This window comes from Pseudomonas sp. ICBG1301, from assembly GCF_016918385.1.
GTDB classification, from domain to species: Bacteria; Pseudomonadota; Gammaproteobacteria; order Pseudomonadales; family Pseudomonadaceae; genus Aquipseudomonas; species Aquipseudomonas palleroniana.
Window position 1 is genome coordinate 730,669 of record NZ_JAEKGB010000001.1, and the last position, 26,139, is coordinate 756,807.

At 61.9% G+C, this 26,139-nt stretch carries 23 protein-coding genes and 1 pseudogene; 8 read left to right on the forward strand and 16 right to left on the reverse strand.

All coding sequences use genetic code 11. The features are described 5' to 3' along the window. Positions 1 to 70: 70 nt before the first annotated feature. Genes JBE38_RS03380 through JBE38_RS03390 form a run of 3 tightly spaced genes read right to left on the reverse strand, consistent with a single transcriptional unit; the run spans position 71 to position 4,614 of the window. Complete coding sequence (locus JBE38_RS03380) at positions 71 to 1,477, reverse strand: efflux transporter outer membrane subunit (protein WP_205343565.1); 1,407 nt, start codon at positions 1,475 to 1,477, stop codon at positions 71 to 73. Further along, positions 1,470 to 3,440, reverse strand: a complete 1,971-nt coding sequence (locus JBE38_RS03385; protein WP_090369982.1) for a MacB family efflux pump subunit — start codon at positions 3,438 to 3,440, stop codon at positions 1,470 to 1,472. Before JBE38_RS03385 ends, JBE38_RS03380 begins: the two co-directional genes overlap by 8 nt. Position 3,441: 1 nt before the next feature. Beyond that, positions 3,442 to 4,614, reverse strand: a complete 1,173-nt coding sequence (locus JBE38_RS03390) for an efflux RND transporter periplasmic adaptor subunit (protein WP_205343566.1) — start codon at positions 4,612 to 4,614, stop codon at positions 3,442 to 3,444. A gap of 253 nt (positions 4,615 to 4,867) precedes the next feature. Here JBE38_RS03390 and JBE38_RS03395 point away from each other — a divergent pair, with 253 nt between their 5' ends. The 4 genes from JBE38_RS03395 to JBE38_RS03410 all read left to right on the forward strand — a co-directional run bounded on the left by JBE38_RS03395 (position 4,868) and on the right by JBE38_RS03410 (position 8,948). Further along, entirely contained in the window at positions 4,868 to 5,350 is a 483-nt protein-coding gene (locus JBE38_RS03395) for a sigma-70 family RNA polymerase sigma factor (protein ID WP_090369987.1), read from the forward strand. 118 nt (positions 5,351 to 5,468) lie between these two features. Next, positions 5,469 to 6,806: a lysine N(6)-hydroxylase/L-ornithine N(5)-oxygenase family protein gene (locus tag JBE38_RS03400; protein WP_205343567.1), complete on the forward strand. Its 1,338-nt coding sequence runs from the start codon at positions 5,469 to 5,471 to the stop codon at positions 6,804 to 6,806. A gap of 100 nt (positions 6,807 to 6,906) precedes the next feature. Then, on the forward strand, positions 6,907 to 8,127 hold the full coding sequence (locus JBE38_RS03405; RefSeq protein WP_060756820.1) for a putative DNA modification/repair radical SAM protein: 1,221 nt from the start codon (positions 6,907 to 6,909) through the stop codon (positions 8,125 to 8,127). Continuing rightward, the gene (locus JBE38_RS03410) at positions 8,124 to 8,948 is read left to right on the forward strand and encodes a TIGR03915 family putative DNA repair protein (RefSeq protein WP_060756819.1); all 825 of its coding nucleotides are present in this window, start codon (positions 8,124 to 8,126) and stop codon (positions 8,946 to 8,948) included. The genes JBE38_RS03405 and JBE38_RS03410 overlap by 4 nt, the downstream gene beginning before the upstream one ends. Positions 8,949 to 9,251: 303 nt before the next feature. Here the strand turns inward: JBE38_RS03410 and JBE38_RS03415 are convergent, their stop codons facing one another. From JBE38_RS03415 to ctlX, 7 genes are all read right to left on the reverse strand, one after another. Beyond that, positions 9,252 to 9,749 (reverse strand): Lrp/AsnC family transcriptional regulator, encoded by a 498-nt coding sequence (locus JBE38_RS03415; RefSeq protein ID WP_060756818.1) that lies wholly within the window; start codon positions 9,747 to 9,749, stop codon positions 9,252 to 9,254. Positions 9,750 to 9,753: 4 nt separating this feature from the next. Beyond that, entirely contained in the window at positions 9,754 to 10,584 is an 831-nt protein-coding gene (locus JBE38_RS03420; RefSeq protein WP_234016656.1) for an ABC transporter ATP-binding protein, read from the reverse strand. A gap of 3 nt (positions 10,585 to 10,587) precedes the next feature. After that, complete coding sequence (locus tag JBE38_RS03425) at positions 10,588 to 11,301, reverse strand: ABC transporter permease (RefSeq protein WP_060756816.1); 714 nt, start codon at positions 11,299 to 11,301, stop codon at positions 10,588 to 10,590. Beyond that, positions 11,298 to 11,999 (reverse strand): ABC transporter permease, encoded by a 702-nt coding sequence (locus tag JBE38_RS03430; RefSeq protein ID WP_205343568.1) that lies wholly within the window; start codon positions 11,997 to 11,999, stop codon positions 11,298 to 11,300. Before JBE38_RS03430 ends, JBE38_RS03425 begins: the two co-directional genes overlap by 4 nt. A gap of 170 nt (positions 12,000 to 12,169) precedes the next feature. After that, complete coding sequence (locus JBE38_RS03435) at positions 12,170 to 12,949, reverse strand: ABC transporter substrate-binding protein (RefSeq protein WP_060756814.1); 780 nt, start codon at positions 12,947 to 12,949, stop codon at positions 12,170 to 12,172. 244 nt (positions 12,950 to 13,193) lie between these two features. After that, positions 13,194 to 14,240, reverse strand: a complete 1,047-nt coding sequence (locus JBE38_RS03440; protein ID WP_205343569.1) for an ornithine cyclodeaminase — start codon at positions 14,238 to 14,240, stop codon at positions 13,194 to 13,196. Positions 14,241 to 14,251: 11 nt separating this feature from the next. Continuing rightward, the gene (gene ctlX / locus JBE38_RS03445) at positions 14,252 to 15,178 is read right to left on the reverse strand and encodes a citrulline utilization hydrolase CtlX (protein ID WP_205343570.1); all 927 of its coding nucleotides are present in this window, start codon (positions 15,176 to 15,178) and stop codon (positions 14,252 to 14,254) included. Between the two features lie 216 nt (positions 15,179 to 15,394). On the opposite strand from ctlX, the gene JBE38_RS03450 reads away from it, so the two are divergent. Further along, complete coding sequence (locus tag JBE38_RS03450; protein ID WP_205343571.1) at positions 15,395 to 16,285, forward strand: GNAT family acetyltransferase; 891 nt, start codon at positions 15,395 to 15,397, stop codon at positions 16,283 to 16,285. Between the two features lie 69 nt (positions 16,286 to 16,354). Here JBE38_RS03450 and JBE38_RS03455 read toward each other — a convergent pair whose 3' ends face one another. The 5 genes from JBE38_RS03455 to JBE38_RS03475 all read right to left on the reverse strand — a co-directional run bounded on the left by JBE38_RS03455 (position 16,355) and on the right by JBE38_RS03475 (position 22,511). Further along, positions 16,355 to 17,374 carry a branched-chain amino acid aminotransferase gene (locus tag JBE38_RS03455; RefSeq protein ID WP_198761867.1) on the reverse strand — a complete coding sequence of 340 codons (1,020 nt, stop codon included), beginning with the start codon at positions 17,372 to 17,374 and terminating at the stop codon, positions 16,355 to 16,357. A 194-nt stretch (positions 17,375 to 17,568) separates the two neighbouring features. After that, positions 17,569 to 18,948, reverse strand: a complete 1,380-nt coding sequence (lpdA, locus tag JBE38_RS03460; protein WP_205343572.1) for a dihydrolipoyl dehydrogenase — start codon at positions 18,946 to 18,948, stop codon at positions 17,569 to 17,571. A gap of 4 nt (positions 18,949 to 18,952) precedes the next feature. Continuing rightward, positions 18,953 to 20,215 (reverse strand): dihydrolipoamide acetyltransferase family protein, encoded by a 1,263-nt coding sequence (locus JBE38_RS03465; protein WP_205343573.1) that lies wholly within the window; start codon positions 20,213 to 20,215, stop codon positions 18,953 to 18,955. Beyond that, positions 20,216 to 21,274: an alpha-ketoacid dehydrogenase subunit beta gene (locus JBE38_RS03470; protein WP_090370010.1), complete on the reverse strand. Its 1,059-nt coding sequence runs from the start codon at positions 21,272 to 21,274 to the stop codon at positions 20,216 to 20,218. A gap of 1 nt (position 21,275) precedes the next feature. Continuing rightward, entirely contained in the window at positions 21,276 to 22,511 is a 1,236-nt protein-coding gene (locus tag JBE38_RS03475; protein ID WP_205343574.1) for a 3-methyl-2-oxobutanoate dehydrogenase (2-methylpropanoyl-transferring) subunit alpha, read from the reverse strand. Between the two features lie 195 nt (positions 22,512 to 22,706). Between JBE38_RS03475 and bkdR the strand changes: the two genes are divergently transcribed. The 3 genes and pseudogenes from bkdR (at position 22,707) to JBE38_RS03490 (ending at position 25,172) form a co-directional block, all read left to right on the forward strand. Continuing rightward, on the forward strand, positions 22,707 to 23,189 hold the full coding sequence (gene bkdR / locus JBE38_RS03480) for a Bkd operon transcriptional regulator BkdR (RefSeq protein WP_060756806.1): 483 nt from the start codon (positions 22,707 to 22,709) through the stop codon (positions 23,187 to 23,189). Between the two features lie 467 nt (positions 23,190 to 23,656). Continuing rightward, positions 23,657 to 23,920 (forward strand): annotated as a pseudogene (locus JBE38_RS27865) (methyl-accepting chemotaxis protein); the annotation flags it as partial. A gap of 34 nt (positions 23,921 to 23,954) precedes the next feature. Further along, positions 23,955 to 25,172 carry an HD-GYP domain-containing protein gene (locus JBE38_RS03490; protein WP_205343576.1) on the forward strand — a complete coding sequence of 406 codons (1,218 nt, stop codon included), beginning with the start codon at positions 23,955 to 23,957 and terminating at the stop codon, positions 25,170 to 25,172. Positions 25,173 to 25,179: 7 nt separating this feature from the next. On the opposite strand, the gene JBE38_RS03495 is transcribed toward JBE38_RS03490, so the two are convergent. Continuing rightward, complete coding sequence (locus JBE38_RS03495; protein WP_090370018.1) at positions 25,180 to 26,043, reverse strand: MBL fold metallo-hydrolase; 864 nt, start codon at positions 26,041 to 26,043, stop codon at positions 25,180 to 25,182. Between the last annotated feature and the right edge of the window lie 96 nt (positions 26,044 to 26,139).

The following is a 26,139-nucleotide window of genomic DNA, read 5'->3' on the forward strand; positions in this document are numbered from 1 at the left end:
TTTTACCAAGGACCTGGGGTCATAAAATGTAGGCAGAGAAAACGGTTTGTGTAAGAAACAGGAGTTTCGTTTATCGGATATCTGTACTCCATCCGCCACCCAATGCTTTGTACAAGGCAATGCTGGCTTGCACGCGCGACAGCCGCAGTTGCACGTTCAAGTCCTGGGCGGCGTACAGCGTGCGTTGGGTTTCCAGAACCGTCAGCAGGTCTTCCGCGCCGGCCTGGTAGCGGCTTTGCGAGATCTGGAAGGCCGTCTGGGCCTGTTGCAGTTCTTCGGCTTGCCACTCGCGCTGCTGGTCCAGGCGCGTGATGCTGCTGAGGGCTTTTTCCACATCGGCAAAGCCGTTGATGATCGCGCCTCGGTAAGCCTGCAGCAGCTCATCCTGGCGCGCGCGGGCTTTGTCGCGTTCAGCGGTCAGACGGCCATGATTGAAAATCGGTGCGACCAACCCGGAGGTCAGGTTGTAGAACGGGCTGCGCAGGATCTCTTCTGCCTTGGACGACCCCGAGCCCAGGGTCGCGCCCAGGGTCACGGTGGGCAGCATCGCCGCGCGGGCCACCGTGATGTCGGCACTGGCCGCCGCCAGTTGCGCTTCCGCCTGGGCGAGATCGGGACGACGGCTCAATAGCTGGCTGGGCACCCCGGCGCCGATGGCCGGCCAAGTCAGGCTTTGGAACGCTTCGTTGCCCAGGTCCAGGGTTTGCACCGGCTGGCCGAGCAGCGCGGCGAGGGTAATCCGGGATTCCTCGGCCAGTTGTTGGATCAACGGCAACTGCCGCTGCTGGCTGGCCACCAGGCTTTTCTGCTGGGCCAGTTCCAGGGCGGTGGCGGAGCCGGCGTCAAAGCGGGTTTGCACAAGGTTCAGCACGTTGCGCGCATTCGCCAGGTTCAGCTCGGCGATCTGCAGGCGCTGGCGTGCGGCCAGGGTTTGCGCGTAGCGGTCGGCCACATTGCTGAGCAGCGTCAGTTCCACGGTGGCCTGGTCGAACTCACTGGCGCGCAGGGTGTACAGCGCACTGTCCCGGGCGGCGGCGCGGCCACCCCAGAAGTCCAGCTCATAACTGGCGGTGAGGTTGGCGCCGAAATTGTCCACGGTGTTATTGTTTTCGGTAGCATCCAGCGACGAGTTACCGCTGCCGTGCAGCAGTTTTTCACGGCTGGCGCTCAGGTTGAATTTAACTTCAGGCAACAACGGCGCCCCGGCTATTACGGCACTGGCCTGGGCCTGGCGCACCCGTGCCATGGCGGCGGCCACGTCGAAACTGTCACGGCGCGCCTGATCGATCAGCCGGTTGAGTGACACGCTGCCAAACTGCGTCCACCAACGCTGGTTGCTTGCTTGCGCGGCCTCACGTTCCGCGTACTGCCAGGCAGTCGGCGGCGCGATGCCGTTGTCCACAGCCGGCGGGTTGCCGGCGCAGGCGCTGAGCGCCAGGCACAGGCTGAGCACGGATAGCGGGAAGGGTTTATTCACTGGTCAACGCCTTAACCGGATCGAGCCGGGCTGCTTTACGGGCCGGCATAAAGCCGAATACGACACCGGTGACCAGCGCACAGCCAAACGCACCCGCCACCGCCACCAGGGAAAACTGCACCGCCACCTGCGCCAGCACCAACACGCCGCCCACCAGCAGCGCCAGGCCGATACCGCACAGGCCGCCGACCACCGAGAGCATCACCGCCTCGGTGAGGAACTGGCGCAGGATGTCGCGCTGGCGTGCACCGGTCGCCATGCGGATACCGATTTCACGGGTGCGTTCGCGCACGGTCATCAACATGATGTTCATCACGCCGATGCCACCCACCAGCAACGAAATGGCGGCAATCGAGCCCAGCATCAGCGACAGGGTGTTCTGCGTGCGGGCTTCGGCCTGGATCATGGCGGCGTTGTTGGTCAGGTGATAGTCGGGCTTGCCGTGGTGCAGCCGCTTGAGCAATTGGTCAATGGCCTGCTCGGCGTCGTGCACCCGGCTGGCGTCGGCGGCGGCGATCACCACGTATTCCGGGTTGTAGCTGCCAAACAGGCGGATGCTGGCGGCGGAGTAGGGGATGGCGATGCGGTCGTCACTGTCTTTGTTGCCGGAACTGGAGCCCTTCTCCTGAAGTACGCCCACCACTTGGAACGGCACGTTTTCGATCAGGATGTATTGGCCGATGGGGTTGATCAAACCTTTGAACAGCTTGTCGCGCACGCGGGCGCCGATCACCGCCACCGTGGCGGCGTTGCGTTCATCGGCTTCGGTGAAGTAGCTGCCTTCCACGACCGGCCAGTTGAAAATGCCCGGGAATTGCGTGTCGTTGCCGCCCACATAGGCCATGTAGTCAATATTGCCGAAGCGCACGCCGGCTTCAGCGCCGTTGACCGGCATGATGCGCTTGACCTGCGGCAGCGTGGCCAGCGCCGCCACGTCCTGCGGGGTAATGATGCCCAGCGGTGTACGCGGGTTCGGCGACGAACCACTGACATACAAAATGTTCGAGCCGAATGCGCCCATTTGCGCCATCACCTGGCGCTTGCTGCCTTCGCCCACCGCCAGCATCACCACCACCGAGGCGACGCCGATGATGATCCCCAGCAAGGTCAGGGCCGTGCGAAATCGGTTGATCCACATCACCCGCCACGCCGCCCGTACGGCGTCGAGCAGCTCGGCCTTCCAGGCGCCGTTGTGTTCGGCGCCGTCGGCCAGGCGCTGGCGCAGGTCCACCGCTTGCAGAGCGCCGGCCGTAAGAGTGGGGGCGGGGCTGTCGGCTTCGGCCGAGTCACTGATGATCAGGCCGTCGCGGATCTCGATGATACGGTTGGCGCGTGCGGCCACATCACGGTCGTGGGTGATCAGGATCACCACGTGACCCTGGCTCGCGAGCTCGTCCAGCAGGTTCATCACCTCGGCGCCGCTGTGGCTGTCGAGGGCGCCGGTGGGCTCGTCGGCGAGGATGATATGCCCGCCATTCATCAGTGCCCGGGCAATCGACACCCGTTGCTGCTGGCCACCGGAAAGCTGGTGCGGACGGTTGCCGGTACGCTCGGCCAGGCCCAGGCGAGTGAGCAGGGCATGGGCCCGCGCATGGCGTTCATCGGCACTGATACCGGCGTAGATCGCCGGCATCTCGACGTTTTCCTGGGCGGAACCCGACGGGATCAGGTGATAACCCTGAAACACAAACCCGAACGCCTCGCGGCGCAGCCAGGCCAAGGCGTCGCTGTCCAGGTGCGCGACATTTTCGCCGGCGAACAGGTACTCGCCTTCGGTGGGTCGGTCGAGGCAACCGAGGATATTCATCAACGTGGATTTACCGGAGCCGGACGCACCGACGATGGCGACGAATTCCCCGGCATGAATCGACAGGTCGATGCCGCGCAGCACATCGACTTGCGGGCTGTCACCGCCACCGTAGGATTTGCGGATGTGCTTGAGTTCGATCAGGGGCGTGCTCAACTCAGCCCCCGTTGCCGTCGGCCGGGCCGATCAACAGGTGCTCGCCTTCGCGCAAGCCGTCCAGCACCTCGACACGCAGGCGGTCGCTGATGCCCAGGCGGACTTCGCGGTCTTCGATAGCGCCGTTTTTCGCCACGACCCGGGCGATCTGCCGGTCGGCACTGGCGGTGCCTTGCAGGGCGGCAACGGGCACGGTCAGCGCATCCTTGACTTGGCCGGCGACGAAAAATACCTGGGCGGTCATCTCGGCCATCAGCGCGTTGTCGGCGTTGTCCACATCCAAAAGCACCGTATACAGCACCACACGGCCACTCCCGCTTTTGCTCGTGCTGCTGGGGCTGCCACCGCCCTGGCTGGTCTCATTGAGGGGCTTGGGCGGGATCGGCAGGATCTGTCGCACGGTGCTGGTCCAGCGTCGATTGCCGCCGCTCAGCGTGGTGAAGTAGGCCGTCATGCCGGGCTTGACGTGGCCGATGTCGGCTTCTGAAACCTCAGCCCACACCGTCATCGGCGACAGCTTGGCGATCCGCAGGATCAAGGGTGTTTGTTGCTGGGCATTGAGCGTCTGGCCGACGCGTGCGTCCACGGCGACCACGGTGCCATCCATCGGCGCGAAGATCCGCGTGTAACCCAACTCGGCTTCGTCGCTGCGCAGGCTGGCCTGGGCCTGGCGAATCTGTGCCTGGAACATCTCGACCCGCGCCTGGGTGGCACTCAGTTCGGCCTGGGCGGTTTGCACATCTTCCTCACGGGTGGCGTTGCCGGCGGCCAGGCGTTGCTGACGCTGGTACTTCTGGCGTGCCAGGGCATGCTGGGCTGTTTGTTCCTGCAACTGGGCCTTGAGGTTTTCGATGGCGTAGCGGCTGGCGTCGAGCTTGGCTTTTTGCGTGGACGGGTCGATCTCCACCAGCAGTTGGCCGGCCTTGACCTGATCACCGGCTTCTACGTGGATCTTCTGGATCTGCCCGGAAGCCTGGGCGCCAACGTCGACATAGCGTCGGGGTTGCAAGGTGCCGAGGGCGGTGACGCTGTTTTCGATACTGCCGCGGGTGACGGTGACGGTCGCGTAAGTGTCACGGCTCGGGGGAAGGGCCTGCCAGGCTGCGGCCGCGATGATGGGAATCAGGCACGCTGCGATAAGCAGGGCGCGTCGGGCAGGTCGAGGGCGTTTCATGCTTGTGTTCCAGCCAGTCAAGATCGGGGCGCAGTCGCGCAGAGCTGACAGTTAAACGAGGAAATTGGCCGGAGATTTAGCCGGTTACACAAGCAGTTACAGGTTCGGTGAAGAAAAAAAATGACCGTTGAGGCGAGAGCTGTTTAAAAGTAGATGAGAATTACTATAAATTGCACGCTCTCAAACTGCTATCACTGAACAGTCGCACTTGCCGGTGCGCGCACCTAATGCCGCCACGGGTCTGTCGGGAGTCATGTTGGAAAACTACTATCGCGAGCTGGTGTGTTTCCTCAACGCCAAGCTGGGCAACCGCCAGGTGGCCGAGGATGTGGTGCATGACGCGTATGTCCGGGTGTTGGAACGCTCCAGTGACACGCCGATCGAGCAGCCACGCGCGTTTCTGTACCGCACGGCACTGAACCTGGTGATCGACGGCCATCGACGCAATGCCCTGCGTCAGGCCGAACCCCTGGAGGTGCTGGACAGCGAAGAGCGTTTCGCCACGGACTCGCCGCACATCAGTCACGACCGCGGGCAGCGCCTGGAAATGCTCGAGCGTGCCCTGGCCGAATTGCCGGCCGCCTGCCGCGACAGCTTCCTGCTGCGCAAACTCGACGGCTTGTCTCACCTGCAAATCGCCGAGCGCCTGAACATTTCCCGCGCCCTGGTAGAAAAGCACATCGTCAATGCCATGAAGCATTGCCGGGTGCGAATGCGCGAGTGGGAAGCACACTGATCGCTGATCAGTTAAATTTTATTTCACTGTCCTCGTTTCCTATCAACACACGACCTGATGTGCGGGTCGCGAAGGTATTCCCGCCCCACCGCCAGGGGCTTATCCAGAGGACACTGGAATGACACAGGCAATTGCTTCGGCTGCGGTTCACGACCTGATCGGTATCGGTTTCGGCCCTTCGAACCTGGCGCTGGCCATCGCCCTGCAGGAGCGCGAAAAGGCCCAGGGCAAACTGGACGTACTGTTTCTCGACAAACAGGCCGACTATCGCTGGCACGGTAATACCCTGGTCACCCAGAGTGAGTTGCAGATCTCTTTCCTCAAAGACCTGGTGACCTTGCGCAACCCCACCAGCCCTTACTCTTTCGTCAATTACTTGAAAACCCACGACCGTTTGGTGGATTTCATCAACCTGGGCACCTTCTATCCGTGCCGCATGGAGTACAACGACTACCTGCGCTGGGTCGCCGGGCAGTTCCAGGCCCAGGCGCGCTACGGCGAAGAAGTGCTGGCGATCGAGCCGATCCTGCATCAGCAGCAGGTTGAAGCGCTGCGTGTGATTTCCCGCGATGCGGTGGGCGAGCAGCATGTACGCACCACCCGCAACGTGGTGGTCAGCCCTGGTGGCACCGCGCGCGTGCCCGAAGCGTTCAAGGGCCTCAAGGATGATGGCCGTGTCTTCCACCACTCTCACTACCTGGAGCGCATGGCCACCCAGCCGTGTGTCGAAGGCAAGGCGATGCGTGTTGCGATCATCGGCGGTGGCCAGAGTGCGGCCGAGGCGTTTATCGACTTGAACGACAGCTTCCCGTCGGTGCAGGTCGACATGATCCTGCGCGGTTCGGCACTCAAGCCCGCCGATGACAGCCCGTTCGTCAACGAAGTGTTTTCGCCGGCCTTTACCGACCTGGTGTTCCAGCAAGTCGGTGCCGAACGCGAGCGGCTGGTTGCCGAGTACCAGAACACCAACTACTCGGTGGTGGACCTGGACCTGATCGAGCGTATCTACGGCATCTTCTACCGCCAGAAAGTCTCCGGCATCGCCCGCCAGGCGTTCCGCCCCCTGACCGTGGTGGAGAAAGCCAGCGCCAGCGCGCTGGGCATTGAACTGATCCTGCGCGACAACGCCAGCGGCGTAACCAGCGTCAACCACTACGACGCGGTCATCCTCGCCACGGGGTATGAGCGCCAGCAGCACCGCGAACTGTTGGCGCCGTTGCAGGCCTATATGGGCGACTTCGAAGTGGCCCGCGATTACCGCATCATCACCGATGAACGTTGCAAGGCGGGCGTCTACATCCAGGGCTTCAGCCAGGCCAGCCATGGCTTGAGCGATACCTTGCTGTCGGTACTGCCGATTCGCGCGGACGAAATTGCGAGCTCGTTGTTCGAGCATGACCGCCATCGTGGCACAGGACGTTCGGTGCAGGATCTGCTCCTCGCCACCGCGAGCTGATCGTCTGCCGTAGGGGCGAGCACGCTCGCTCCTACAGACGGTACTGGCAACGCCGTCCGGCTCCTGATACTGTACAAAAAACCAGTATCGGTAGCCCTCCATGCAGTTGATCGAAAAACTCAGCATCCTCGCCGACGCCGCCAAGTACGACGCTTCCTGCGCCAGCAGTGGCGCGCCCAAGCGCAGTTCCGAAGGCAAGGCCGGGCTGGGTTCCACCGACGGCATGGGCATCTGCCACAGCTATACCCCGGATGGTCGCTGCGTGTCGTTGCTCAAGGTGTTGCTGACCAACTTCTGCCTCTACGACTGCCAGTATTGCGTCAACCGCCGCTCCAGCGACGTGCCCCGCGCACGCTTCAGCCCGGAGGAGGTGGTCACCCTGACCCTGGACTTCTACCGGCGCAATTGCGTCAGCGGGCTGTTTCTCAGTTCCGGCATCATCCGTTCGGCCGACTACACCATGGAACAGTTGGTGCGCGTGGCCAAGCTGCTGCGCGAAGAGCACGACTTTCGCGGCTATATCCACCTCAAGACCATTCCCGAAGCCGACCCGGCGCTGATCGCCGAAGCGGGGCGCTATGCGGATCGCTTGAGCGTGAATATCGAATTGCCCACCGATGCCAGCCTGCAAACCCTGGCACCGGAGAAACAGATCGGCTCGATCAAACAGGCGATGCGCACCATCTACACCGGCGAGCAGACTGTCCTCAACGAACCCCGGGCGCCGCGTTTTGCCCCGGCCGGGCAGAGCACGCAGATGATCGTCGGCGCCGATGACACTGACGACAGCACCATCCTGCATGGCGCCGAGGCGTTGTATGGCAACTTCAAGCTGCGCCGCGTTTATTACTCGGCGTTCAGCCCCATTCCGAACAGCCCGAAAAGCGTGCCCCTGGCCGCACCCCCGCTGATGCGCGAACACCGCTTGTACCAGGCCGACTTCCTGTTGCGCAGCTACGGTTTCAGCGCCAACGAGCTGTTTGAAGGCCCAGGCCACCTGGCGTTGGATATCGACCCCAAGCTGGCCTGGGCCCTGGACAACCGCGAAGTGTTCCCCTTGGACCTGAACCGCGCCGAACCCACGTTGATCGCCCGCATCCCCGGCATTGGCTTGCGCACCACCCAGCGCCTGGTGGACTTGCGACGTGAACGCAAGATCCGTTTCGAAGACCTGGCGCGCATGCGGTGCGTGCTGGCCAAGGCCAAGCCGTTCTTCATCACCAGTGACTATCACCCGCAACAGGCCGACAGCAGCAGTGTGCTGCTGCGTGAACAGTTGCGCGACCGTCCGCAGCCGCAACAAATGGGGTTATGGGGATGATCAGCCTGGAATGCGACAACCTGTTCAGCACCTGGCGCGAACAGGCGCGCTGGTTGCTCAGCCATCAGGTCGACCCGAGCCAGGTGAGCTGGGGCGAGGCGGAAGTGGCGGACCTGTTTGCCACCGATGAACCGATCCCTGCCGGGCTGGGGCCGTTTCAGGCGCGCATTCCCAAGGCACTGCTGGTGTTGCTGGAGTCGGCGGCCCGTTACCACGGCGACCAGCGCTGGAGCCTCTTGTACGAAGTGCTATGGCGAGTCAGCCATGGTGACCGTACGGCGATGCTGGCGGGGGACAAGTTGGGCAGCGAGTTGCAGCGGCGGATCAAGCAGGTGAGCCGTGAAGCCCATCACCTGCATGCCTTTGTACGGTTCATTGCACTGCCGGCCGAGGCGGGGCCGCAGTTGCCGGAGTACGTCGCCTGGCATGAGCCGGCCCATGACATTCTCGAGAGTGCCAGCCAGCATTTTATCGGACGCATGGGGCGCCATCGCTGGATGATCGCCACGCCTCTAGATGGGGTGTATTACGACGGTGAGCAGTTGATTCATCAACGCGAATGCCCCGAGGCGTGGCGGCAACTGGCGCAGACTGTCGAAGACCCGCACAGCGACATGTGGCTGACCTACTACAGCCATATCTTCAACCCGGCGCGCTTGAACCCCAAAGTCATGGAAGGGCACTTGCCGAGTCGGTTCTGGAAGAATCTGCCGGAGGGCAAATTGATACCGGGACTGATCAGCGAAGCGCGAACGGGCAAACAGAAGGACGGACAGGCCGCGCCGATCAGCACCCGCCCCGGCAAACGCATTGCCTTGTAGTGAGCGGGCTTGCCCCGCGCTGGGTGGCACAGCCGCCCCAAATCCGCTCACCTCGGTATTTCTGAAACACCACGGCGTCCTTGTTGGGGCGGCTTCGCCCCCCAGCGCGGGACAGGCCCTAATGCCAGTCAGTTAAGCGATAGAACGGACGATGAATAACTTGTGGGAGGGGGCTTGCTCCCGATGAGGGTGTGCCAGTCAGCAGTTTATCGACTGACGCACCCTCATCGGGAGCAAGCCCCCTCCCACAGTGACAGCGTTAAGCCTTAACTGACTGGCATTAGGACAAGCCCGCTCACTACATCAGGTCAGCTCGATGGCGGTGTTCTTCACCACCGCCAACTCCGGATGCGCCACCAACTTGTCGATGTGCAACTCATCGTTGTTCAACCAAGTCTCGGTCAGCACCCGGTAATGCTCCATATCGCGGCAGCGCATGCGCAGGCTGTAGTCGAACGGCCCGCTGATCAACTGGCATTCGAACACCTGAGGGCAGGCTTTGACGCAGGCCTCGAATGCCTTCTGCGCCGAGCGCCCGCTTTGATTGGACAAGGCTACCAGCACCAGCAGCGACAACCCCGGCGAGACCATCTGTACATCGATGATCGCCCCATACCCGCGAATCACCCCGCGTCGCTCCAGCTTGCGCACCCGTTCCAGGCAAGGCCTGGGCGTCAGGTGCACCAGCGACGAGAGCTTTTCGTAGGTGATGCGCCCCTGGTGACGCAACACATCGATGATCGCTTCATCGATGCGATCCAGCGCAGGGGAAGAATGGGGTCCGTTGGCCTTGGTATCCATGAGTTCACTTCAAACGGTTGGAAAGAAATTGCTGCAAGCGTTCGCTGCTGGGGTGATCGAGGATGTCGGCTCCGCCTTGTTCCTCGACCCGACCCTGGTGCAAAAACAGCACTTGGCTGGACACCTGGCGGGCAAAGCCCATTTCGTGGGTGACCATCAGCATGGTACGGCCTTCCTCGGCCAACGTCTGTATGACTTTGAGGACTTCTCCTACAAGTTCTGGGTCCAGCGCCGAGGTCGGTTCATCGAACAGAATGATCTCGGGTTCCATCGCCAGCGCCCGAGCAATGGCCACGCGTTGCTGCTGGCCACCCGACAGAAATGCTGGGTATTGATCTGCCACGCGGCTCGGCAGGCCGACTTTGTCCAGGTACAGACGCGCGCGTTGTTGCGCCTCGGCGGCGCTGACGCCCAGCACCCGGCGCGGGGCCATGGTGATGTTCTCCAGCACCGTCATGTGGCTCCACAGGTTGAAGTGCTGGAACACCATGGCCAGGCGTGTGCGCAGGTTTTGCAGTTGCGCCGGGTGGGGCGCGCGGGTGCCGGCGCGGCCGGGCTGCATTTTGAGGCTGATGCCGTCCAGGGTGATCACCCCGGCGTCCGGCTGTTCGAGAAAGTTGACGCACCGCAGCAGGGTGCTCTTGCCCGAGCCGCTGGCGCCGATCAGGCTGATCACGTCGCCGTTGCGGGCGTTGAGGGACACGCCCTTGAGCACTTCGTGTTCGCCGTAGCGTTTGTGGATGCCTTCGACTTGCAGCTTGATAGCCGCGGTTGCGGGTGTGGCAACGGGTACATCGAGCGGGTAAGTGGCCAGGGCCTGTGCGGACTGATTCATGGGTTAGCCTCGGGTAGAAACAAGGAAGCGCATCCAGCGACGTTCGGCCAGTCGAAACAGGCCCACCAGTGCAAAGGACAGCAGCATGTAGAGCAGAGCGGCGATGCCGAACGCCTGGAACGTCAGGAACGTCTCGGCATTCGCGTCGCGGGCCACCTTGAGGATGTCGGCGACGGTGGCGGTGAACGCCAGAGAGGTGGCGTGCAGCATCAGGATCATTTCGTTGCTGTAGGCCGGCAATGCGCGACGCAATGCCGCCGGCACCACCACAAACAGATTGAGCCGCCAGCCGTGCAGGCCATAGGCGCGGGCCGCTTCGATTTCACCGTAGGGAATATTGCGGATCGCCCCGGCGAAAATCTCCACGGTGTAGGCGCAAGTGTTGAGTACGAAGGCGAGCAGGGTGCAGTTCAGCGCATTGCGGAAAAACTGGTTGAGCAGCGCGTTGTCCTGCACCACTTCCAGGCTGTAAAGCCCGGTGTAGCAAATCAGCAGTTGGATATACAGCGGTGTGCCGCGAAACAGGTAGGTGTAGACCTCCACCGGCCATCGCAACCAGCAGTGCTCCGAAACGCGAGCCAGTGCCAAGGGTATCGACAGCGCAAAGCCCAGCACCACCGAGACAATAAACAGCCACAAGGTCATGGCCACGCCGGACAGGCCCGTGCCATCGCTGAACAGGTAGGCCAGGCCGTATTGCTGGAACAGTTCGATCATCGTGCCATCCCCTTGATGCCGAGGTTATAGCGTCGTTCGAGGCGCTTGAGGACGCGGTTGGACAAGGTGGTGATCACCAGATACACCAGGCCCGCGAGGATCAGGAAATACAACGGTTCGTTAGTGGTCTTGCCGGCGTTCTGGGCGGCCTTGACCAGATCCGACAAGCCGATGATCGACACCAGCGCCGTGGACTTGAGCAGCACCAGCCAGTTATTGCCCAGGCCTGGCAGGGCGAAGCGCATCAACTGCGGGAACAGCACCAGGTGAAAACGCTGCCAGCGGTTCAAGCCATAGGCGGTCGCGGCTTCCAACTGGCCGACCGGCACACTGAGGATCGCACCGCGAAAGTTTTCGGTGAAATACGCGCCGTAGATAAAGCCCAGGGTGATCACCCCGGCGGTGAACGGGTCGATTTCCAAGTAGTCCCAGCCGAACACTTCACTCAGGTCATTGAGCCACAGTTGCAAGCTGTAGAAAATCAGCAGGATCAGCACCAGGTCCGGCACGCTGCGGATCAGTGTGGTGTACAGCGTGGCCGGCACGCGCAGCCATCGGGCGCTGGACAGTTTGGCGCCGGCGGCAATCAGGCCGAGGGTGAGGCTCAAGGCCAGTGCCAGGAACGCCAGCTTGAGCGTCATCCACGCGCCTTGAGCCAGCATCGGGCCGTAGCCCTGCAGATTGAGGAATTCGTTCATGGGGGAGGTCTCTAAAGGGCCCGGACATACCCTCGTGGGAGCGGGCTTCTGTGGGAGGGGGCTTGCTCCCGATAGCGGTGGGTCAGTCAATGCATGTGTCGACTGGCATGTCCTCATCGGGGGCAAGCCCCCTCCCACATAAGCCTTCTCTCACAGGGTCGGGGTTGGCATCACTCGTGGTAGATGTCCTGATCGCCGAAGTACTTCTTCTGGATTTGCGCATAGGTGCCATCAGCCTGCACCGCGGCGATGCCTTTGTTGATCAGTTCACGCAACTGCTGATCGTTCTTGCGCAGGCCCATGGCGATATCCAGGGGCAGGGTCGGGTCCTTGAAGGCCGGGCCGGTCTTGAAGTCGGCGCCTTCGGGCTTGGACAGGAAGTTGAGCTGGGCTTCGAGCTTGTCGGTCAGGGTGGCATCGAGGCGACCGTTTTGCAGGTCGGCGTAGTTCTGCTCCTGGGACTGATACGCCTTGATCTGCGCCCCCAGCTTGGCCAACTGCGCACGGGCATAGGCTTCCTGCAGCGAGCCCTGCAGCACGCCCACTTGTTTGCCCTTCAATGATTGCGGGGTGTCGCCGAAGTCGGCGCTTTTGCGCGTGATCACCGAGGTCGGGCTGAGGAACAGCCGGTCGCTGAAGTCGATGACCTTCTCGCGGGCCGGGGTGACGGCCATGGACGACATGATTGCGTCGAACTTGCGCGCTCGCAGGGCCGGGATCATGCCGTCGAATTCGTTATGCACCCAGGTGCATTTGACCTCGAGCTTGGCGCAGATCGCGTTGCCCAATTCAATATCGAAGCCTTGCAGGCTGCCGTCGGCGGCGACGGACTCGAAGGGGGGATACTCGGGGAACACGCCGAAGCGGATTTCTTTCCAGTCTTGCGCATGGGCGGCGGTGGCGCACAGTGGCAACAGCAATGCAGCGAAGAGTGATCGCAGTGAAGTCATGGTGGAGTCCCTATATTTTGTAATTGATGTCAGGGGCGGTCATAAAGTTGAAACATCCTTCTCGTCGGCGCAGAGGATGCTCCATGGTGGTGCGTTTTTTGTGTCGTTTACCCCCTGCATAAAGCGCAAATTGCGCTGTTAAAAAGTGCAATGCAGCGGAATCGGCTGTTGCACGGGCTGAATCGGCTTGTCAAAGCTGAAATTCTGGCCTGCCTCGGGCGTGAAGCGGCAGGCCAGAGCGGTTTCAGGCGCGCTTTTTCTGCTGTGCCGCCGGTTGTTGGGCCAGCCGTGCGTACAGGTCTTTCGGGTCGGCCAGGTCCGGCACCAGCTCCAGCTCACGGCCAACATCCAGGGCCTTGGCCACATCCAGCACATAGCGCAGCGCCGAATAGTCTTCGATGGCAAAGCCTACCGAGTCGAACAGGGTGACCTGGCGCGCGTTCTCGCGGCCGGGCTGCCGGCCGTTGATCACCTGCCACAGTTCGGTGACCGGCGAATCCTGCGGCATTTGCTGGATCTCGCCTTCGATGCGGCTTTGCGGTTCGTACTCGACGATCACCCGGGCGCGCTCGACGATACGTCGGTCCAGCTCGGTCTTGCCCGGGCAATCGCCGCCCACGGCATTCAGGTGCATGCCCGGTTCGATCATGTCGTCGGTGAGAATGGTCGCGCAGGCCTTGTCGGCGGTCACGGTGGTGACGATGTCCGCACCTTTGACCGCTTCGGCCACGCTGCCGGCCAGGATCACCTTGATCGCCGGGAACGCCTTGAGGTTGGCGGCGAGTTTGGCGGTGGCCTGGGCGTCGATATCGAACAGGCGGATTTCATTGATGCCGAGCATGGCGTGGAACGCCACGGCCTGGAATTCACTTTGTGAGCCGTTGCCGATCAACGCCATGCTGCGGCTGTTGTCGCGAGCCAGGTAGCGGGCCACCAGCGCCGAAGTGGCGGCGGTGCGGATGGCGGTGGTCAGGGTCATTTCCGCGAGCAGCACCGGCTGGCCGGTATCCACATCGCCCAGGGCACCGAAGGCCATCACGGTGAGCAGGCCGGCCAGGGTGTTTTTCGGGTGGCCGTTGACGTATTTGAAGGCGTACAGCGAGGCGTCGGACACCGGCATCAACTCGATCACGCCGTCCGGCGAGTGGTTGGCCAGGCGTGCGCATTTTTCGAAATCCGGCCAGCGCAGGTAGTCGGCGCGGATGTACTCGGCCATTTCGCTGATGCAGGTGGGCAGGCCCTTCTGCGAGACCAGGTAGCAGAGGTCGTTGACGTCGATGTAACGGGTCATGGCAAGACTCCTTATTGAAATGAGGGGCGGGCAGGCAAGTGCACTTCCGCCAGCATGCAGCGGGCACTGCCGCCACCGATGCGTTCGATGTTGTCGATGTTCACCACCACGGGGCGCGTGTGGCGCTCCACGTGCTGGCGCTGTGTCGGTTGCAGCGCGCCCCAGGCGCTGGCGGACATCACCAGCAGCGGCTGGCCGTCACGGTCATGCACTTCGAGCATGTTGCCGGCGAAGGCTTCGAGCTGGTCGAAGTCGAGGCTGAGGATGTCTTTGCCGGTGTCGCGCAGGGAGCGTTCCAGGGCCTGGCGTTCGGTGGCGTCGGGCAGGGCCTGCAGGCACACCACCGAGAGGTCGCGACCGACGCTCATCATCACGTTGCTGTGGTAGATCGGCGCCTGGTGACGGTCCACGGCGTGGAACACGCACAGTCGGTAGTCGAGGCGTTCGGCGAACTGGCGCAGGGCGTCCTGGTGCGTGCGCCCGGAGTGGCAGGCGTAGCTGATGCGGTGCTGGCGGTCGAGCACCATGCTGCCGGTGCCTTCGAGGAAAATGTTCTGTTGTTCCAGGTGACTGAGGTCAATGGTGTGGTGGATTGCAAAACGCTGCTCCAGTATTTGCAGCACACCCTTGTCGCGCTCCAGCCGTCGGTTCTGGCCTTCCATCGGGTACAGCACCAGGCTGCCGTCGGCGTGGCTGCTCCACCAGTTATTCGGGAAAATCGAGTCGGGCGTGTGGGGCGCCGGCGTGTCCTGCACCACCAGTACCTCCACGCCATGCCGGCGCAGCGTATCGACATAACCGTCGAACTCTTCCAGCGCTTTGTGCTGCGCGCCTGACGGGTCGAGGGGTGGGCGCTGGAAGCGGTTGTTGATCGCGGTGTCCGGGTTGAAGGCAAAGCGCGCCGGGCGAATCATCAGGACGGTGTTGGTGGTTTGCATGGGGCACGAAATCCATGGGGTGAGCGTTGACGCTATTTTGTGCGTTGTGCTGGGTGAATCCCGGCTGAAACAACCAGGTGGCCCAGCCGGGAAAGCTGAAAGGCGGGGTGTGGCAGCCGAATCGGCTGTTGGATTGAAATGCGCTCAAACGGTGGGAGGGGCGGTGCGACATTGGTATTGTGGCGTCTGTCATAGTCGTGTCAGGCAGGGGGAATCATGTCTACCGCCGTTCGTCTCGCTCAAGCCTCAGATGCCGAAGGCATCAGCCAGGTCATCCTCGCCGCCTTGCACAGCAGCAATGCACGGGATTACCCGGCGGATGTGATCGCCCGCGTGGCGAGCAACTTCACACCGGATGCCGTGCTGGAGTTGCTCAAGCGCCGCGTGGTGCTGGTGGCGGTCCAGGATCAAATGATCGTCGCCACCGCTGCCCTCGACGCCAATGTGGTGCGCTCGGTGTTCGTCAACCCGGCACTGCAAGGGCAGGGCATTGGCCGGCTATTGATGATTGAAATCGAACTGCGTGCCCGCGAAGCCGGGGTGACGACCCTGAGTGTGCCGTCCTCGCTGACCGCCGAACCGTTCTACACCAAGCTGGGGTTTCATACGGTGCGCGACGTTTACCACGGCAACGAGCGCACGCTGGTGATGGAGAAAACCCTGTTATCACGCCACCCCATCGGGCCGTACCGTGACCGTCAGCACCGCGCACAGGTGATCGCGTTGTGGCAGGAGGCGTTTGGCTATGACACTGCGCATAACCTGCCGAGCCTGGCGATCGATAAGAAGCTGGCGGTCAATGATGGGTTGTTCTTCGTCGCGACAGACAAAAAGGCCGTGATTGGGACTGTGCTTGCCGGCTACGACGGCCATCGTGGTTGGCTGTATTCGGTGGCGGTGCACGCGGACTATCGGCGTCATGGCCTGGGATCGTCGCTGGTGCGCCATGCGGAGCAGGCGTTGACGGCGTTGGGCTGCATGAAGATCAACCTGCAGATCACCGGCGGTAATGATGCGGTGGTGGGGTTCTACGAGGCGTTGGGGTATGGGGTGGAACCGAGGATCAGCATGGGCAAGAAGATTGCCGGGAATATTCCCCAATCCTGAAGACCTTGGAGATCAAAAATGTGGGAGGGGGTTTGTTTGCCCCCTCCCACATTTATTTTGCAGCGCAGCTTAGACCTTGACGATCCAACCTTCTGGCGCTTCAACATCACCGGTCTGCACACCGGTCAGCTCTTTGTAGAGCTTCTGGGTGATCGGGCCGACTTCGGTCTCGCTGTGGAACACATGCAGCTTGCCGTTGTACTGGATACCGCCGATGGGCGAGATCACGGCGGCGGTACCGCAGGCACCGGCTTCCTTGAACTGATCCAGCTTGTCGATGAACACCTCGCCCTCGACCACTTCCAGGCCCAGGCGGGTCTTGGCCAGTTCGATCAGTGACAGGCGGGTGATGCCCGGCAATACCGAAGGCGACTTCGGCGTGATGAACTGATTGTCGTGGGTGATCCCGAAGAAGTTCGCCGAACCGACTTCTTCGATTTTCGAATGGGTCATCGGGTCCAGGTAGATCGCGTCGGCGAAGCCGGATTTCTTCGCTTCGGAACCTGGCATCAGGCTGGCGGCGTAGTTGCCACCGACCTTGGCGGCACCGGTGCCTTGTGGCGCGGCGCGGTCGAAGCTGGAGATCTGGAAGTTGTGGGGTACCAGGCCGCCTTTGAAGTAGGCGCCGACCGGGATGCAGAACACCGAGAAGATGAACTCCGGTGCGGTGCGCACGCCGATGTTGTCACCGGTGCCGATCACGAACGGGCGCAGGTACAGCGCGCCGCCGCTGCCATACGGCGGGATGAACCGCTCGTTGGCCTTGACCACTTGCTTGCAGGCTTCGATGAACACGTCGGTCGGTACATGCGGCATCAGCAGGCGTGCGCAGCTGCGTTGCATGCGGGCGGCGTTCTGGTCCGGGCGGAACAGGTTGATCGAGCCGTCCTTGCAACGGTAGGCCTTGAGGCCCTCGAAGCACTGCTGGCCATAGTGCAGGGCGGTGGAGCCCTCGCTGATGTGCAGCACGTTGTCGTCGGTCAGGGTGCCTTCTTGCCACTCGCCGTTTTTCCAGACCTGGAGAAACCGCTTGTCGGTCTTGATGTAGTCAAAACCCAGCTTGTCCCAATTGATGCTCTCGTTACCCATGACACCCTCTAATCTCTGGTCAAGTCGGTTTTTTTCTGAATGGGCACAACAATACTGCATTCTGGCTGTGTGTGGGAGCGGGCTGATGGTGGCGAGGGAGCTTGCTCCCGCTCGACTGCGTAGCAGTCGCCAGCTTTTGGGGGCGCTTCGCACCCCAGCGGGAGCAAGCTCCCTCGCCACGGAAACCGTTCCGGTCAAAGGTGCAAGGCATGCCCCAAGGCCCGCAGCGCCGCTTCCTGCACCGCTTCACCCAGGGTCGGGTGAGCATGGATGGTGCCGGCCACGTCTTCCAGGCGCGCCCCCATTTCCAGGCTCAGGCCGAAGGCCGTGGACAGTTCGGACACACCGACCCCCACCGCTTGCCAACCGACAATCAGGTGATTGTCACGCCGTGCCACCACCCGTACGAAGCCGGTTTTCGACTCCAGGGTCATGGCCCGGCCATTGGCCGCGAACGGGAAGCTCGACACGATGCAATCCAGGCCCGCCGCCTTGGCCTCATCCGGGGTCTTGCCGACCACCACCAATTCAGGATCGGTAAAGCACACCGCAGGGATCGCCGCCGGGTTGAATTCGCGGTGTTTGCCGCTGATCAGTTCGGCGACCATTTCACCCTGGGCCATGGCCCGGTGCGCCAGCATCGGCTCGCCGCTCAGGTCGCCGATGGCCCACACGTTGCGCATGCTGGTCTGGCAATGCTGGTCGACCTTGATCGCTGCGCCGTTCATGTCCAGGTTCAGCGCTTCGAGGTTCCAGCCTTGGGTGTTGGGTTTGCGACCTACGGCCACCAGCACCTGATCCGTCTCCAGCGACACCGTGTCGCCATTCGGATCACGCACTTGCAGGCGGTTGTGCTCGAAACCGGTGACGCTGTGCTTGAGGTACAGCTTCACGCCCAACTGCCTGAGGGATTCGTGCACCGGTTGCGTCAGCTCGGCGTCGTAGGCCGGCAGAATGCGCTCTTGCGCCTCGACCACACTGACCTCGGCGCCGAGCTTGCGGTAGGCAATCCCCAGCTCCAGGCCGATGTACCCGCCACCGACCACGATCAAGCGCTTGGGCACACGGGTGGGCGCCAAGGCTTCGGTGGAGGAGATGACCGGGCCGCCAATCGGCAGCATCGGCAGGTTGACGCTTTTCGAGCCGGTGGCCAGCAGCAGGTGTTCGCAGTGGATACGCTGCTCGCCCACCTCGACGGTCTTGCCGTCCACCACCTTGGCCCAACCGTGGATCACCTGCACTTTGTGCTTCTTCAGCAGTGCAGCGACGCCGGTGGTCAGGCGGTCGACGATGCCGTCTTTCCATTCCACGCTTTTGCGGATGTCCAGGGTCGGCACATCCACTTCGATACCCAACGGCGAACCCTGGCTGTGGTGCACGGTTTGCTGGAACTGCTCGGCCACATGGATCAGCGCCTTGGACGGGATGCAGCCGATGTTCAGGCAAGTGCCGCCCAGGGCCTGGCCTTCCACCAGAATGGTCGGGATGCCCAGTTGGCCGGCGCGGATCGCCGCCACATAACCGCCGGGGCCGCCGCCAATGATCAGCAGCGTGGTGTTCAATGTCTGAGTCATGCCCTTACTCCAGGAACAGGCTGGCGGGTTGTTCGAGCAGGCCGCGAATGGCCTGGATGAATTGCGCCGCGTCCATGCCATCGACCACACGGTGATCGAAGGAACTGGAAAGGTTCATCATCTTGCGCACCACGATCTGGCCCTTGATCACCATCGGCCGTTCGACCATGCGGTTGACGCCGACAATCGCCACCTCCGGCAGGTTCAGCACCGGGGTGCTGACGATGCCGCCCAATGCGCCCAGGCTGGTCAGGGTAATGCTCGAACCGGACAGCTCATCGCGGCTGGCCTTGCCGTTGCGTGCGGCGGTGGCCAAGCGCGCGATTTCTTCGGCGGTGCTCCACAGGCTGCGCGCCTCGGCGTGACGCACCACCGGCACCATCAAACCCACGTCGCTCTGCGTGGCGACGCCCACATGCACCGCGCCAAGGCGGGTGATGACCTGGGCTTCGTCGTCGTAGCGTGCGTTGATCTGCGGGAAGTCGCGCAGTGCCACCACCATCGCACGCACGATAAACGGCAGCAGGGTCAGCTTGCCGCGAGTCGCGCCGTGCTTCTCATTGAGGTGCACGCGCAGCTCCTCCAGAGCCGTGACGTCGATTTCTTCCACATAGCTGAAATGCGCGGCGCGGCGGGTCGCATCCTGCATGCGCTGGGCGATCTTGCGGCGCATGCCGATCACCGGGATCTGTGCTTCGTCGTGGCGTTCGGCGTAGGGGTTGGCGGCTGTCGATGCCTTTGCCGTGCCTTGTTGCAGGTAGGCGTCGAGGTCTTCGTGCAGGATCCGGCCGGCCGGGCCCGTGCCCTGCACCAGACGCAGCTGGATACCCGCATCCAGCGCATGTTTGCGCACGGCAGGGGAGGCCAGGGGGCGCTCACCGGCTTCGCGGGCGACGGGCGCGGCCGCAGGCTTGGCCGCCGCCCTGGTTTCAGCGGCAGCGGGTGCCGGCTTGGCCTCGACAACGGGGGCGGGCGCCGGCTTGACCGGCTCCGCCGCTGCCGGCGCGTCCTTGGCGTTCCCCGCACCTTCCACTTCAATGCTGATCAGGATACTGCCCACCGCCATGACCTCGCCCGGTTCGCCACCGAGGGAAATCACCCTGCCGTGTACCGGCGAGGGAATGTCCACCATCGCCTTGTCGGTCATCACATCCGCCAGCACCTGGTCTTCAACCACCAGGTCGCCGACCTTCACATGCCAGACCGACAGTTCAACTTCTGCGATGCCTTCGCCAATGTCCGGCATCTTGATAACGTGCGTGCCCATTCAGACCTCCATGACCCGTTTCAACGCCGCGCCCACTCGGGACGGCCCTGGGAAATACGCCCACTCCTGCGCGTGCGGGTAGGGGGTGTCCCAACCGGTGACGCGTTCGATCGGCGCTTCCAGGTGATGGAAGCAATGCTCTTGCACCAGCGACACCAACTCGGCACCAAAACCGCAGGTGCGCGTGGCTTCATGCACCACCACACAACGGCCGGTTTTTTTCACCGACTTGACGATGGTGTCCAGGTCCAGCGGCCACAGGCTGCGCAGGTCGATGACCTCGGCGTCGATACCGGTTTCTTCGGCGGCGACCTGGGACACATACACGGTGGTGCCGTAGGTCAGCACGGTCACCGCAGAGCCCGGACGCACGATGGCGGCCACGTCCAGCGGCACGGTGTAGTAACCATCCGGCACTTGTGCTTGCGGGTGTTTCGACCACGGCGTGACCGGACGATCGTGATGGCCATCGAACGGGCCGTTGTACAGGCGCTTGGGCTCCAGGAAGATCACCGGGTCATCGTTTTCGATCGAGGCGATCAGCAGGCCCTTGGCGTCATAAGGGTTGGAAGGCATCACCGTGCGCAGGCCGCAGACTTGGGTGAACACCGCTTCGATACTCTGGCTGTGGGTCTGGCCACCGTAAATGCCACCGCCGCAGGGCATGCGCATGGTCAGCGGCGCCGTGAACTGGCCGGCCGAGCGATAACGCAGGCGCGCAGCTTCCGAGATGATCTGGTCGGTGGCGGGGTAGACGTAGTCGGCGAACTGGATCTCGGCCACCGGGCGCAGGCCATAGGCACCCATGCCCACGGCCACCCCGATAATTCCGCTTTCCGAGATCGGCGCGTCGAACACCCGCGAACTGCCGTACTTGTTCTGCAAGCCTTCGGTGCAACGGAACACGCCGCCGAAGTAACCCACGTCCTGGCCGAACACCACCACGTTGTCGTCACGTTCAAGCATCACATCCATGGCCGAGCGCAGGGCCTGGATCATGGTCATGGTGGTGGTGGTCATGGCGGTTTCCAATTCGATGCTGTTGTTGTGATCGTTCATGTCAGATCCCCAACTCTTGACGCTGGCGCTTCAAGTGCTCCGGCATCTCTTTGTAGACGTCTTCGAACATGGTCGCGGCGCTTGGAATCTGGCCGCCGGCGAGGGTGCCGTACTGTTCGGCCTGTTTTTGCGCGGCGATCACTTCGGCTTCAAGTTCGGCGCTGACCGCCGCATGTTCCTCTTCGGACCACTGGCCAATCCGGATCAGGTGCTGCTTGAGGCGCGCAATCGGATCACCCAGGGGGAAGTGGCTCCAGTCGTCGGCAGGGCGGTATTTCGACGGATCATCGGAGGTCGAGTGCGGGCCGGCGCGGTAGGTGACCCATTCGATCAGGGTCGGCCCCAGGTTGCGCCGCGCACGCTCGGCGGCCCAGGCGGAGGCGGCGTACACCGCGATGAAGTCGTTGCCGTCCACGCGCAGCGAGGCGATGCCGCAGCCGACGCCGCGTCCGGCGAAGGTCGTGGCTTCACCGCCGGCGATGGCCTGGAAGGTGGAGATGGCCCACTGGTTGTTGACCACATTGAGGATCACGGGCGCACGGTACACGTGAGCGAAGGTGAGAGCAGTGTGGAAGTCGGCCTCGGCGGTGGCGCCGTCGCCGATCCAGGCCGACGCGATCTTGGTATCGCCCTTGATCGCCGAGGCCATGCCCCAGCCCACGCCTTGTACGAATTGGGTGGCGAGGTTGCCGGAAATAGTGAAGAAACCGGCATCTTTTACCGAATACATGATCGGCAGCTGGCGGCCCTTGAGTGGGTCGCGCTCGTTGGACAGCAGTTGGCAGATCAGGTCCACCAGCGGCACTTCGCGGGCCATCAGGATGCTTTGCTGACGGTAGGTGGGAAAGCACATGTCGTCGATGTTCAAGGCCAGGGCCTGGGCACTGCCGATGGCTTCTTCACCAAGGCTTTGCATGTAGAACGACATTTTCTTCTGACGCTGGGCGACCACCATGCGGTTGTCGAAAATCCGCGTCTTGAGCATGGCGCGCATGCCGCGGCGCATGATCTCGACCGAGACGTCTTCGGCCCACGGGCCAAGCGCCTGGCCCTGGTCGTCGAGCACACGGATCAGGCCCTTGGCCAGGTCGGCGGTGTCAGCGGGTTCTACGTCGATGGCGGGTTTGCGCACCAGGCCGGCGTCATTCAGGCGCAGGTAGGTAAAGTCGGTCTTGCAGCCTGGGCGGCCCGAGGGTTCGGGAACGTGCAGGCGCAGCGGTTCGTACTGCTGGGTCATGGCTTTCTACGCTCTATCTTGTGAATTTCTTGTAGTGGGCGCGCTAGCTGACAGTCAGACTCCGGGTAGGAGAAATCTTGTCCTACAACAATCATAGGCGTGGCGTAGAAGAATATTTATCTCTGTTTCATTGCACCCGAGATCATTTGCGGATAAAAAAACTACATAAACATAATAAACAGGTGATTTTGTCTCATGCGCAAACTGGACCGTACCGATATCGGCATTCTCAACGCATTGCAGGAGAACGCTCGCATCACCAACGCCGACCTGGCGCGTTCGGTGAACCTGTCGCCCACGCCGTGTTTCAACCGGGTGAAGGCGATGGAGGAGTTGGGGCTGATTCGCGAGCAGGTCACGTTGCTCGACGCCGACCTGCTGGGGCTGCACGTGAATGTGTTCATTCATGTCAGCCTGGAAAAGCAGAATGAACTGGCGTTGCAGCAGTTCGAAGGGGCGATTGCGGACCGCCCGGAAGTCATGGAGTGTTACCTGATGGCCGGTGATCCGGACTACCTGATCAGGGTGTTGGTGCCGACGATCCAGTCATTGGAGCGTTTCATGATGGACTTTCTGACCAAGGTGCCGGGTGTGGCCAATATCCGCTCCAGTTTCGCCCTCAAACAAGTGCGGTATAAAACGGCGCTGCCATTGCCACGGGATGGGCTGATGGTGTGACGGTTAATAACCGCAAAAGCCGGTTTTTTTGATGTTTAGCTAAGTAAATAATCGAATTTTTTATTGGGCGGTTTCAATAAAAAACGACTTGGACAGTCACACTTTTTTCACCTTCACTTGTACACAGTCGTACTCGTCAGGCCGCGTCCTACGCGGCCGAGGGAAGGGTGAGCCGCATGTCCATGAGATCCTTGAAACTGAATTTTCGTACCACACTGTGCTTCGGTGTGGTCTGTTTCCTGCTGTTGATACAAGGCGCAATGACTCTCATAAAAGTCGATCAGGTTTATTCGTCGACGGTCGAAATAGATACCAACTGGCTTCCCAGCATTCGCCTGGCTGGCCAGATTGACACTGCTTTTTACAAGCTACGTCTCGATTTGCGCCGTTATGCCATGGAATACGGCGCCAAGGACCCCGCTTCCCTTGAGAAGGTCAAGGCCGTGCGCGATGAGGCGGTGGATTCCTTGAAGGTTGCCCATGAAGCCGGCGTGGCCATTACCCAGATCACCCAAGCCATTACCGACATCAACGAACGCAACCTGATGATCGCGACCGCCTCGGAACAGCAAGCCCAAGTGGCGCGTTCGGTTGATCAGAACCTGATCAGCATCCGCGACCTGTCCATCCAGAGTTCGTCGGCTGCCGGCCAGACGTCCATCGCCAGCCAGGAACTGTCGCGACTGGCAGTGGATCTGAAACAGATCGTGGCGAAGTTCTCCGTGAGTTGATGGCGGGGGCAGTCAGGCGTTGGGGGATGGACAAATGTTGAAGTGCATTCCGTGCTCACGGGTGATTCTGGGCATGCACATTCATAAGCTGGAGGGCCCATGGATTGATCACGGGTTCTGGAGAAGCAGCTTTTTACTGGAGCGCGAGGAGGACCTGCAGCGTTTGCTGATGTCGCAGGTCCGGCGGGTCTGGATCGACACGGCCAAGGGCTGCGATGAGCCACCACGTGTTCGACCGGCTGCGGTTACCCTCAATAACACAAGGATAGTGCGCCCGGTGGTGGCGACTCCGGTGGACATGAAGGCCGAGATAGCCCGTGCGGTGAAGGTGTGCGCGGTCGCCAAACGTGCCGTCATCCGTATGTTCAGCGACCTGCGCATGGGGCAGGCGGTGGATGTGCGTCAGGTGGCGAGCCTGGTGGAGGAGATCTCCCACTCCGTGCTGCGTCACCCCCATGCCTTGCTTAGCCTGGTGCGCCTGAAAAAGGCCAATGAATATACCTACATGCATTCCGTCGCCGTCAGTGGCTTGATGATCGCACTGGCGCGGCAGTTGGAGCTTTCGCCCGAGTTGGTCCAGGAAGCGGGGCTGGCGGGGTTGTTTCATGACGTCGGGAAAATGGCGATTCCCGAAGATATTTTGAACAAACCCGCCCAATTGACCGAGACGGAATTCGGCACGGTACGCCGGCACCCGGAGGAAGGCGCTCGGATGTTACGGTTATGCCCGCAGATCAGCGCCTTGGTATTGGATGTGTGCCTGCATCACCATGAAAAACATGATGGCAGCGGTTACCCCAATGGGCTGGCGCAGGACCAGATCAGTCTGTTCGCACAGATGGGCGCGGTATGTGATGTTTATGACGCGGTCACCTCTGATCGCCCTTACAAGCAAGGCTGGGGCCCCGCCGAAGCGATCCAGAGAATGGCGGAGTGGAAGGGCCATTTTGATGCGCGGGTGTTCCAGGCATTTGTTCGGTGCGTAGGCATTTACCCCGTTGGCGCCTTGGTGCGCCTGGAAAGTGGTCGCATTGGCGTGGTGGTCGAACAAAGCTCCAAGTCGCTGCTGGCGCCCAAGGTCAAAGTGTTTTTTTCGGTGCGTTCACGCTTGCCGATTCCTCAATCGGTGGTCAACCTGGCTGAGCAACCGGACAAGATCATCGGCCGTGAAAACGCCGAAGACTGGGGCTTCAAGCATGTCGACGAATTGTGGTCGGGGCTCGCACCCTCCCGGTCGTCGTACTTCGAGTAAGTGCGCTTCAGAGCTGGTTGAGTGGAATCTTCAGGTACACCACACCGTTATCTTCTGCGGGCGGCAGGTTGCCCGCCCGCACATTCACCTGGATCGCCGGCAACAGCAGCGTCGGCATGCCCAGCCCGGCATCGCGCTGGGTGCGCATGGCTACAAACGCCGCTTCGTCCACGCCGTCATGCACATGGATATTCCCTGCGCGTTGTTCCGCCACGGTTGTCAGGCACTTGGCCTCCCGACCGGCAGGCGGATAGTCGTGGCATACATACAGTTGGGTATCCGCTGGGTAGGCCAGCAGCTTGCGCATCGACGCATACAACTGCCGCGCATCGCCGCCGGGGAAGTCGCAGCGGGCGGTGCCCACGTCGGGCATGAACAGGGTGTCGCCCACCAGGATCAGGCGCTCGTCGATCAGGTAAGCCATATCGGCCGGTGTATGACCGGGCACATGCAGCGCCTGGGCTTTCAGCCCGCCGATAGAGAAGATTTCATCCGGCGCGAACAGATGATCGAACTGTGAACCATCGGCGCGAAACTCCGGCTCCAGGTTGAACAGGTTCTTGAACACGCCCTGTACTTTGCTGATGCACTGGCCGATGGCGATCTTGCCGCCCAGGGTCCGGCGCAGGTAGGGCGCGGCGGACAGGTGATCGGCGTGGGCATGGGTTTCCAGCAGCCACTGCACCTGCAGTTGGTGTTCCCGTACAAAGCTGATCACTTTGTCCGCCTGGCGCGTATCGGTGCGCCCGGACGCGGGGTCGTAGTTGAGCACCGAGTCGACGATGGCGCAGGGTCCGCCGTCGGCTTCATAGACGACATAGGTGTAGGTCGACGACGCCTCGTCCAGAAAGGATTGAATCAACGCTGACATGACGGCTGTCCCTGATGCTGAAAAAAAAGTGATTACAATCACTTTACATTTACACATAATGTTTTGAGCTTAAGTGACACAAAGGACCTGAGGCAA

Excerpts from the sequence above, each read along its gene's own strand:
- JBE38_RS03390 (WP_205343566.1), bottom strand. The coding sequence starts at position 4,614 with ATGAAACGCCCTCGACCTGCCCGACGCGCCCTGCTTATCGCAGCGTGC.
- JBE38_RS03395 (WP_090369987.1), top strand. The coding sequence starts at position 4,868 with ATGTTGGAAAACTACTATCGCGAGCTGGTGTGTTTCCTCAACGCCAAG.
- JBE38_RS03400 (WP_205343567.1), top strand. The coding sequence starts at position 5,469 with ATGACACAGGCAATTGCTTCGGCTGCGGTTCACGACCTGATCGGTATC.
- JBE38_RS03405 (WP_060756820.1), top strand. The coding sequence starts at position 6,907 with ATGCAGTTGATCGAAAAACTCAGCATCCTCGCCGACGCCGCCAAGTAC.
- JBE38_RS03410 (WP_060756819.1), top strand. The coding sequence starts at position 8,124 with ATGATCAGCCTGGAATGCGACAACCTGTTCAGCACCTGGCGCGAACAG.
- JBE38_RS03415 (WP_060756818.1), bottom strand. The coding sequence starts at position 9,749 with ATGGATACCAAGGCCAACGGACCCCATTCTTCCCCTGCGCTGGATCGC.
- JBE38_RS03420 (WP_234016656.1), bottom strand. The coding sequence starts at position 10,584 with ATGAATCAGTCCGCACAGGCCCTGGCCACTTACCCGCTCGATGTACCC.
- JBE38_RS03425 (WP_060756816.1), bottom strand. The coding sequence starts at position 11,301 with ATGATCGAACTGTTCCAGCAATACGGCCTGGCCTACCTGTTCAGCGAT.
- JBE38_RS03430 (WP_205343568.1), bottom strand. The coding sequence starts at position 11,999 with ATGAACGAATTCCTCAATCTGCAGGGCTACGGCCCGATGCTGGCTCAA.
- JBE38_RS03435 (WP_060756814.1), bottom strand. The coding sequence starts at position 12,949 with ATGACTTCACTGCGATCACTCTTCGCTGCATTGCTGTTGCCACTGTGC.
- JBE38_RS03440 (WP_205343569.1), bottom strand. The coding sequence starts at position 14,240 with ATGACCCGTTACATCGACGTCAACGACCTCTGCTACCTGGTCTCGCAG.
- ctlX (WP_205343570.1), bottom strand. The coding sequence starts at position 15,178 with ATGCAAACCACCAACACCGTCCTGATGATTCGCCCGGCGCGCTTTGCC.
- JBE38_RS03450 (WP_205343571.1), top strand. The coding sequence starts at position 15,395 with ATGTCTACCGCCGTTCGTCTCGCTCAAGCCTCAGATGCCGAAGGCATC.
- JBE38_RS03455 (WP_198761867.1), bottom strand. The coding sequence starts at position 17,374 with ATGGGTAACGAGAGCATCAATTGGGACAAGCTGGGTTTTGACTACATC.
- lpdA (WP_205343572.1), bottom strand. The coding sequence starts at position 18,948 with ATGACTCAGACATTGAACACCACGCTGCTGATCATTGGCGGCGGCCCC.
- JBE38_RS03465 (WP_205343573.1), bottom strand. The coding sequence starts at position 20,215 with ATGGGCACGCACGTTATCAAGATGCCGGACATTGGCGAAGGCATCGCA.
- JBE38_RS03470 (WP_090370010.1), bottom strand. The coding sequence starts at position 21,274 with ATGAACGATCACAACAACAGCATCGAATTGGAAACCGCCATGACCACC.
- JBE38_RS03475 (WP_205343574.1), bottom strand. The coding sequence starts at position 22,511 with ATGACCCAGCAGTACGAACCGCTGCGCCTGCACGTTCCCGAACCCTCG.
- bkdR (WP_060756806.1), top strand. The coding sequence starts at position 22,707 with ATGCGCAAACTGGACCGTACCGATATCGGCATTCTCAACGCATTGCAG.
- JBE38_RS03490 (WP_205343576.1), top strand. The coding sequence starts at position 23,955 with ATGTTGAAGTGCATTCCGTGCTCACGGGTGATTCTGGGCATGCACATT.
- JBE38_RS03495 (WP_090370018.1), bottom strand. The coding sequence starts at position 26,043 with ATGTCAGCGTTGATTCAATCCTTTCTGGACGAGGCGTCGTCGACCTAC.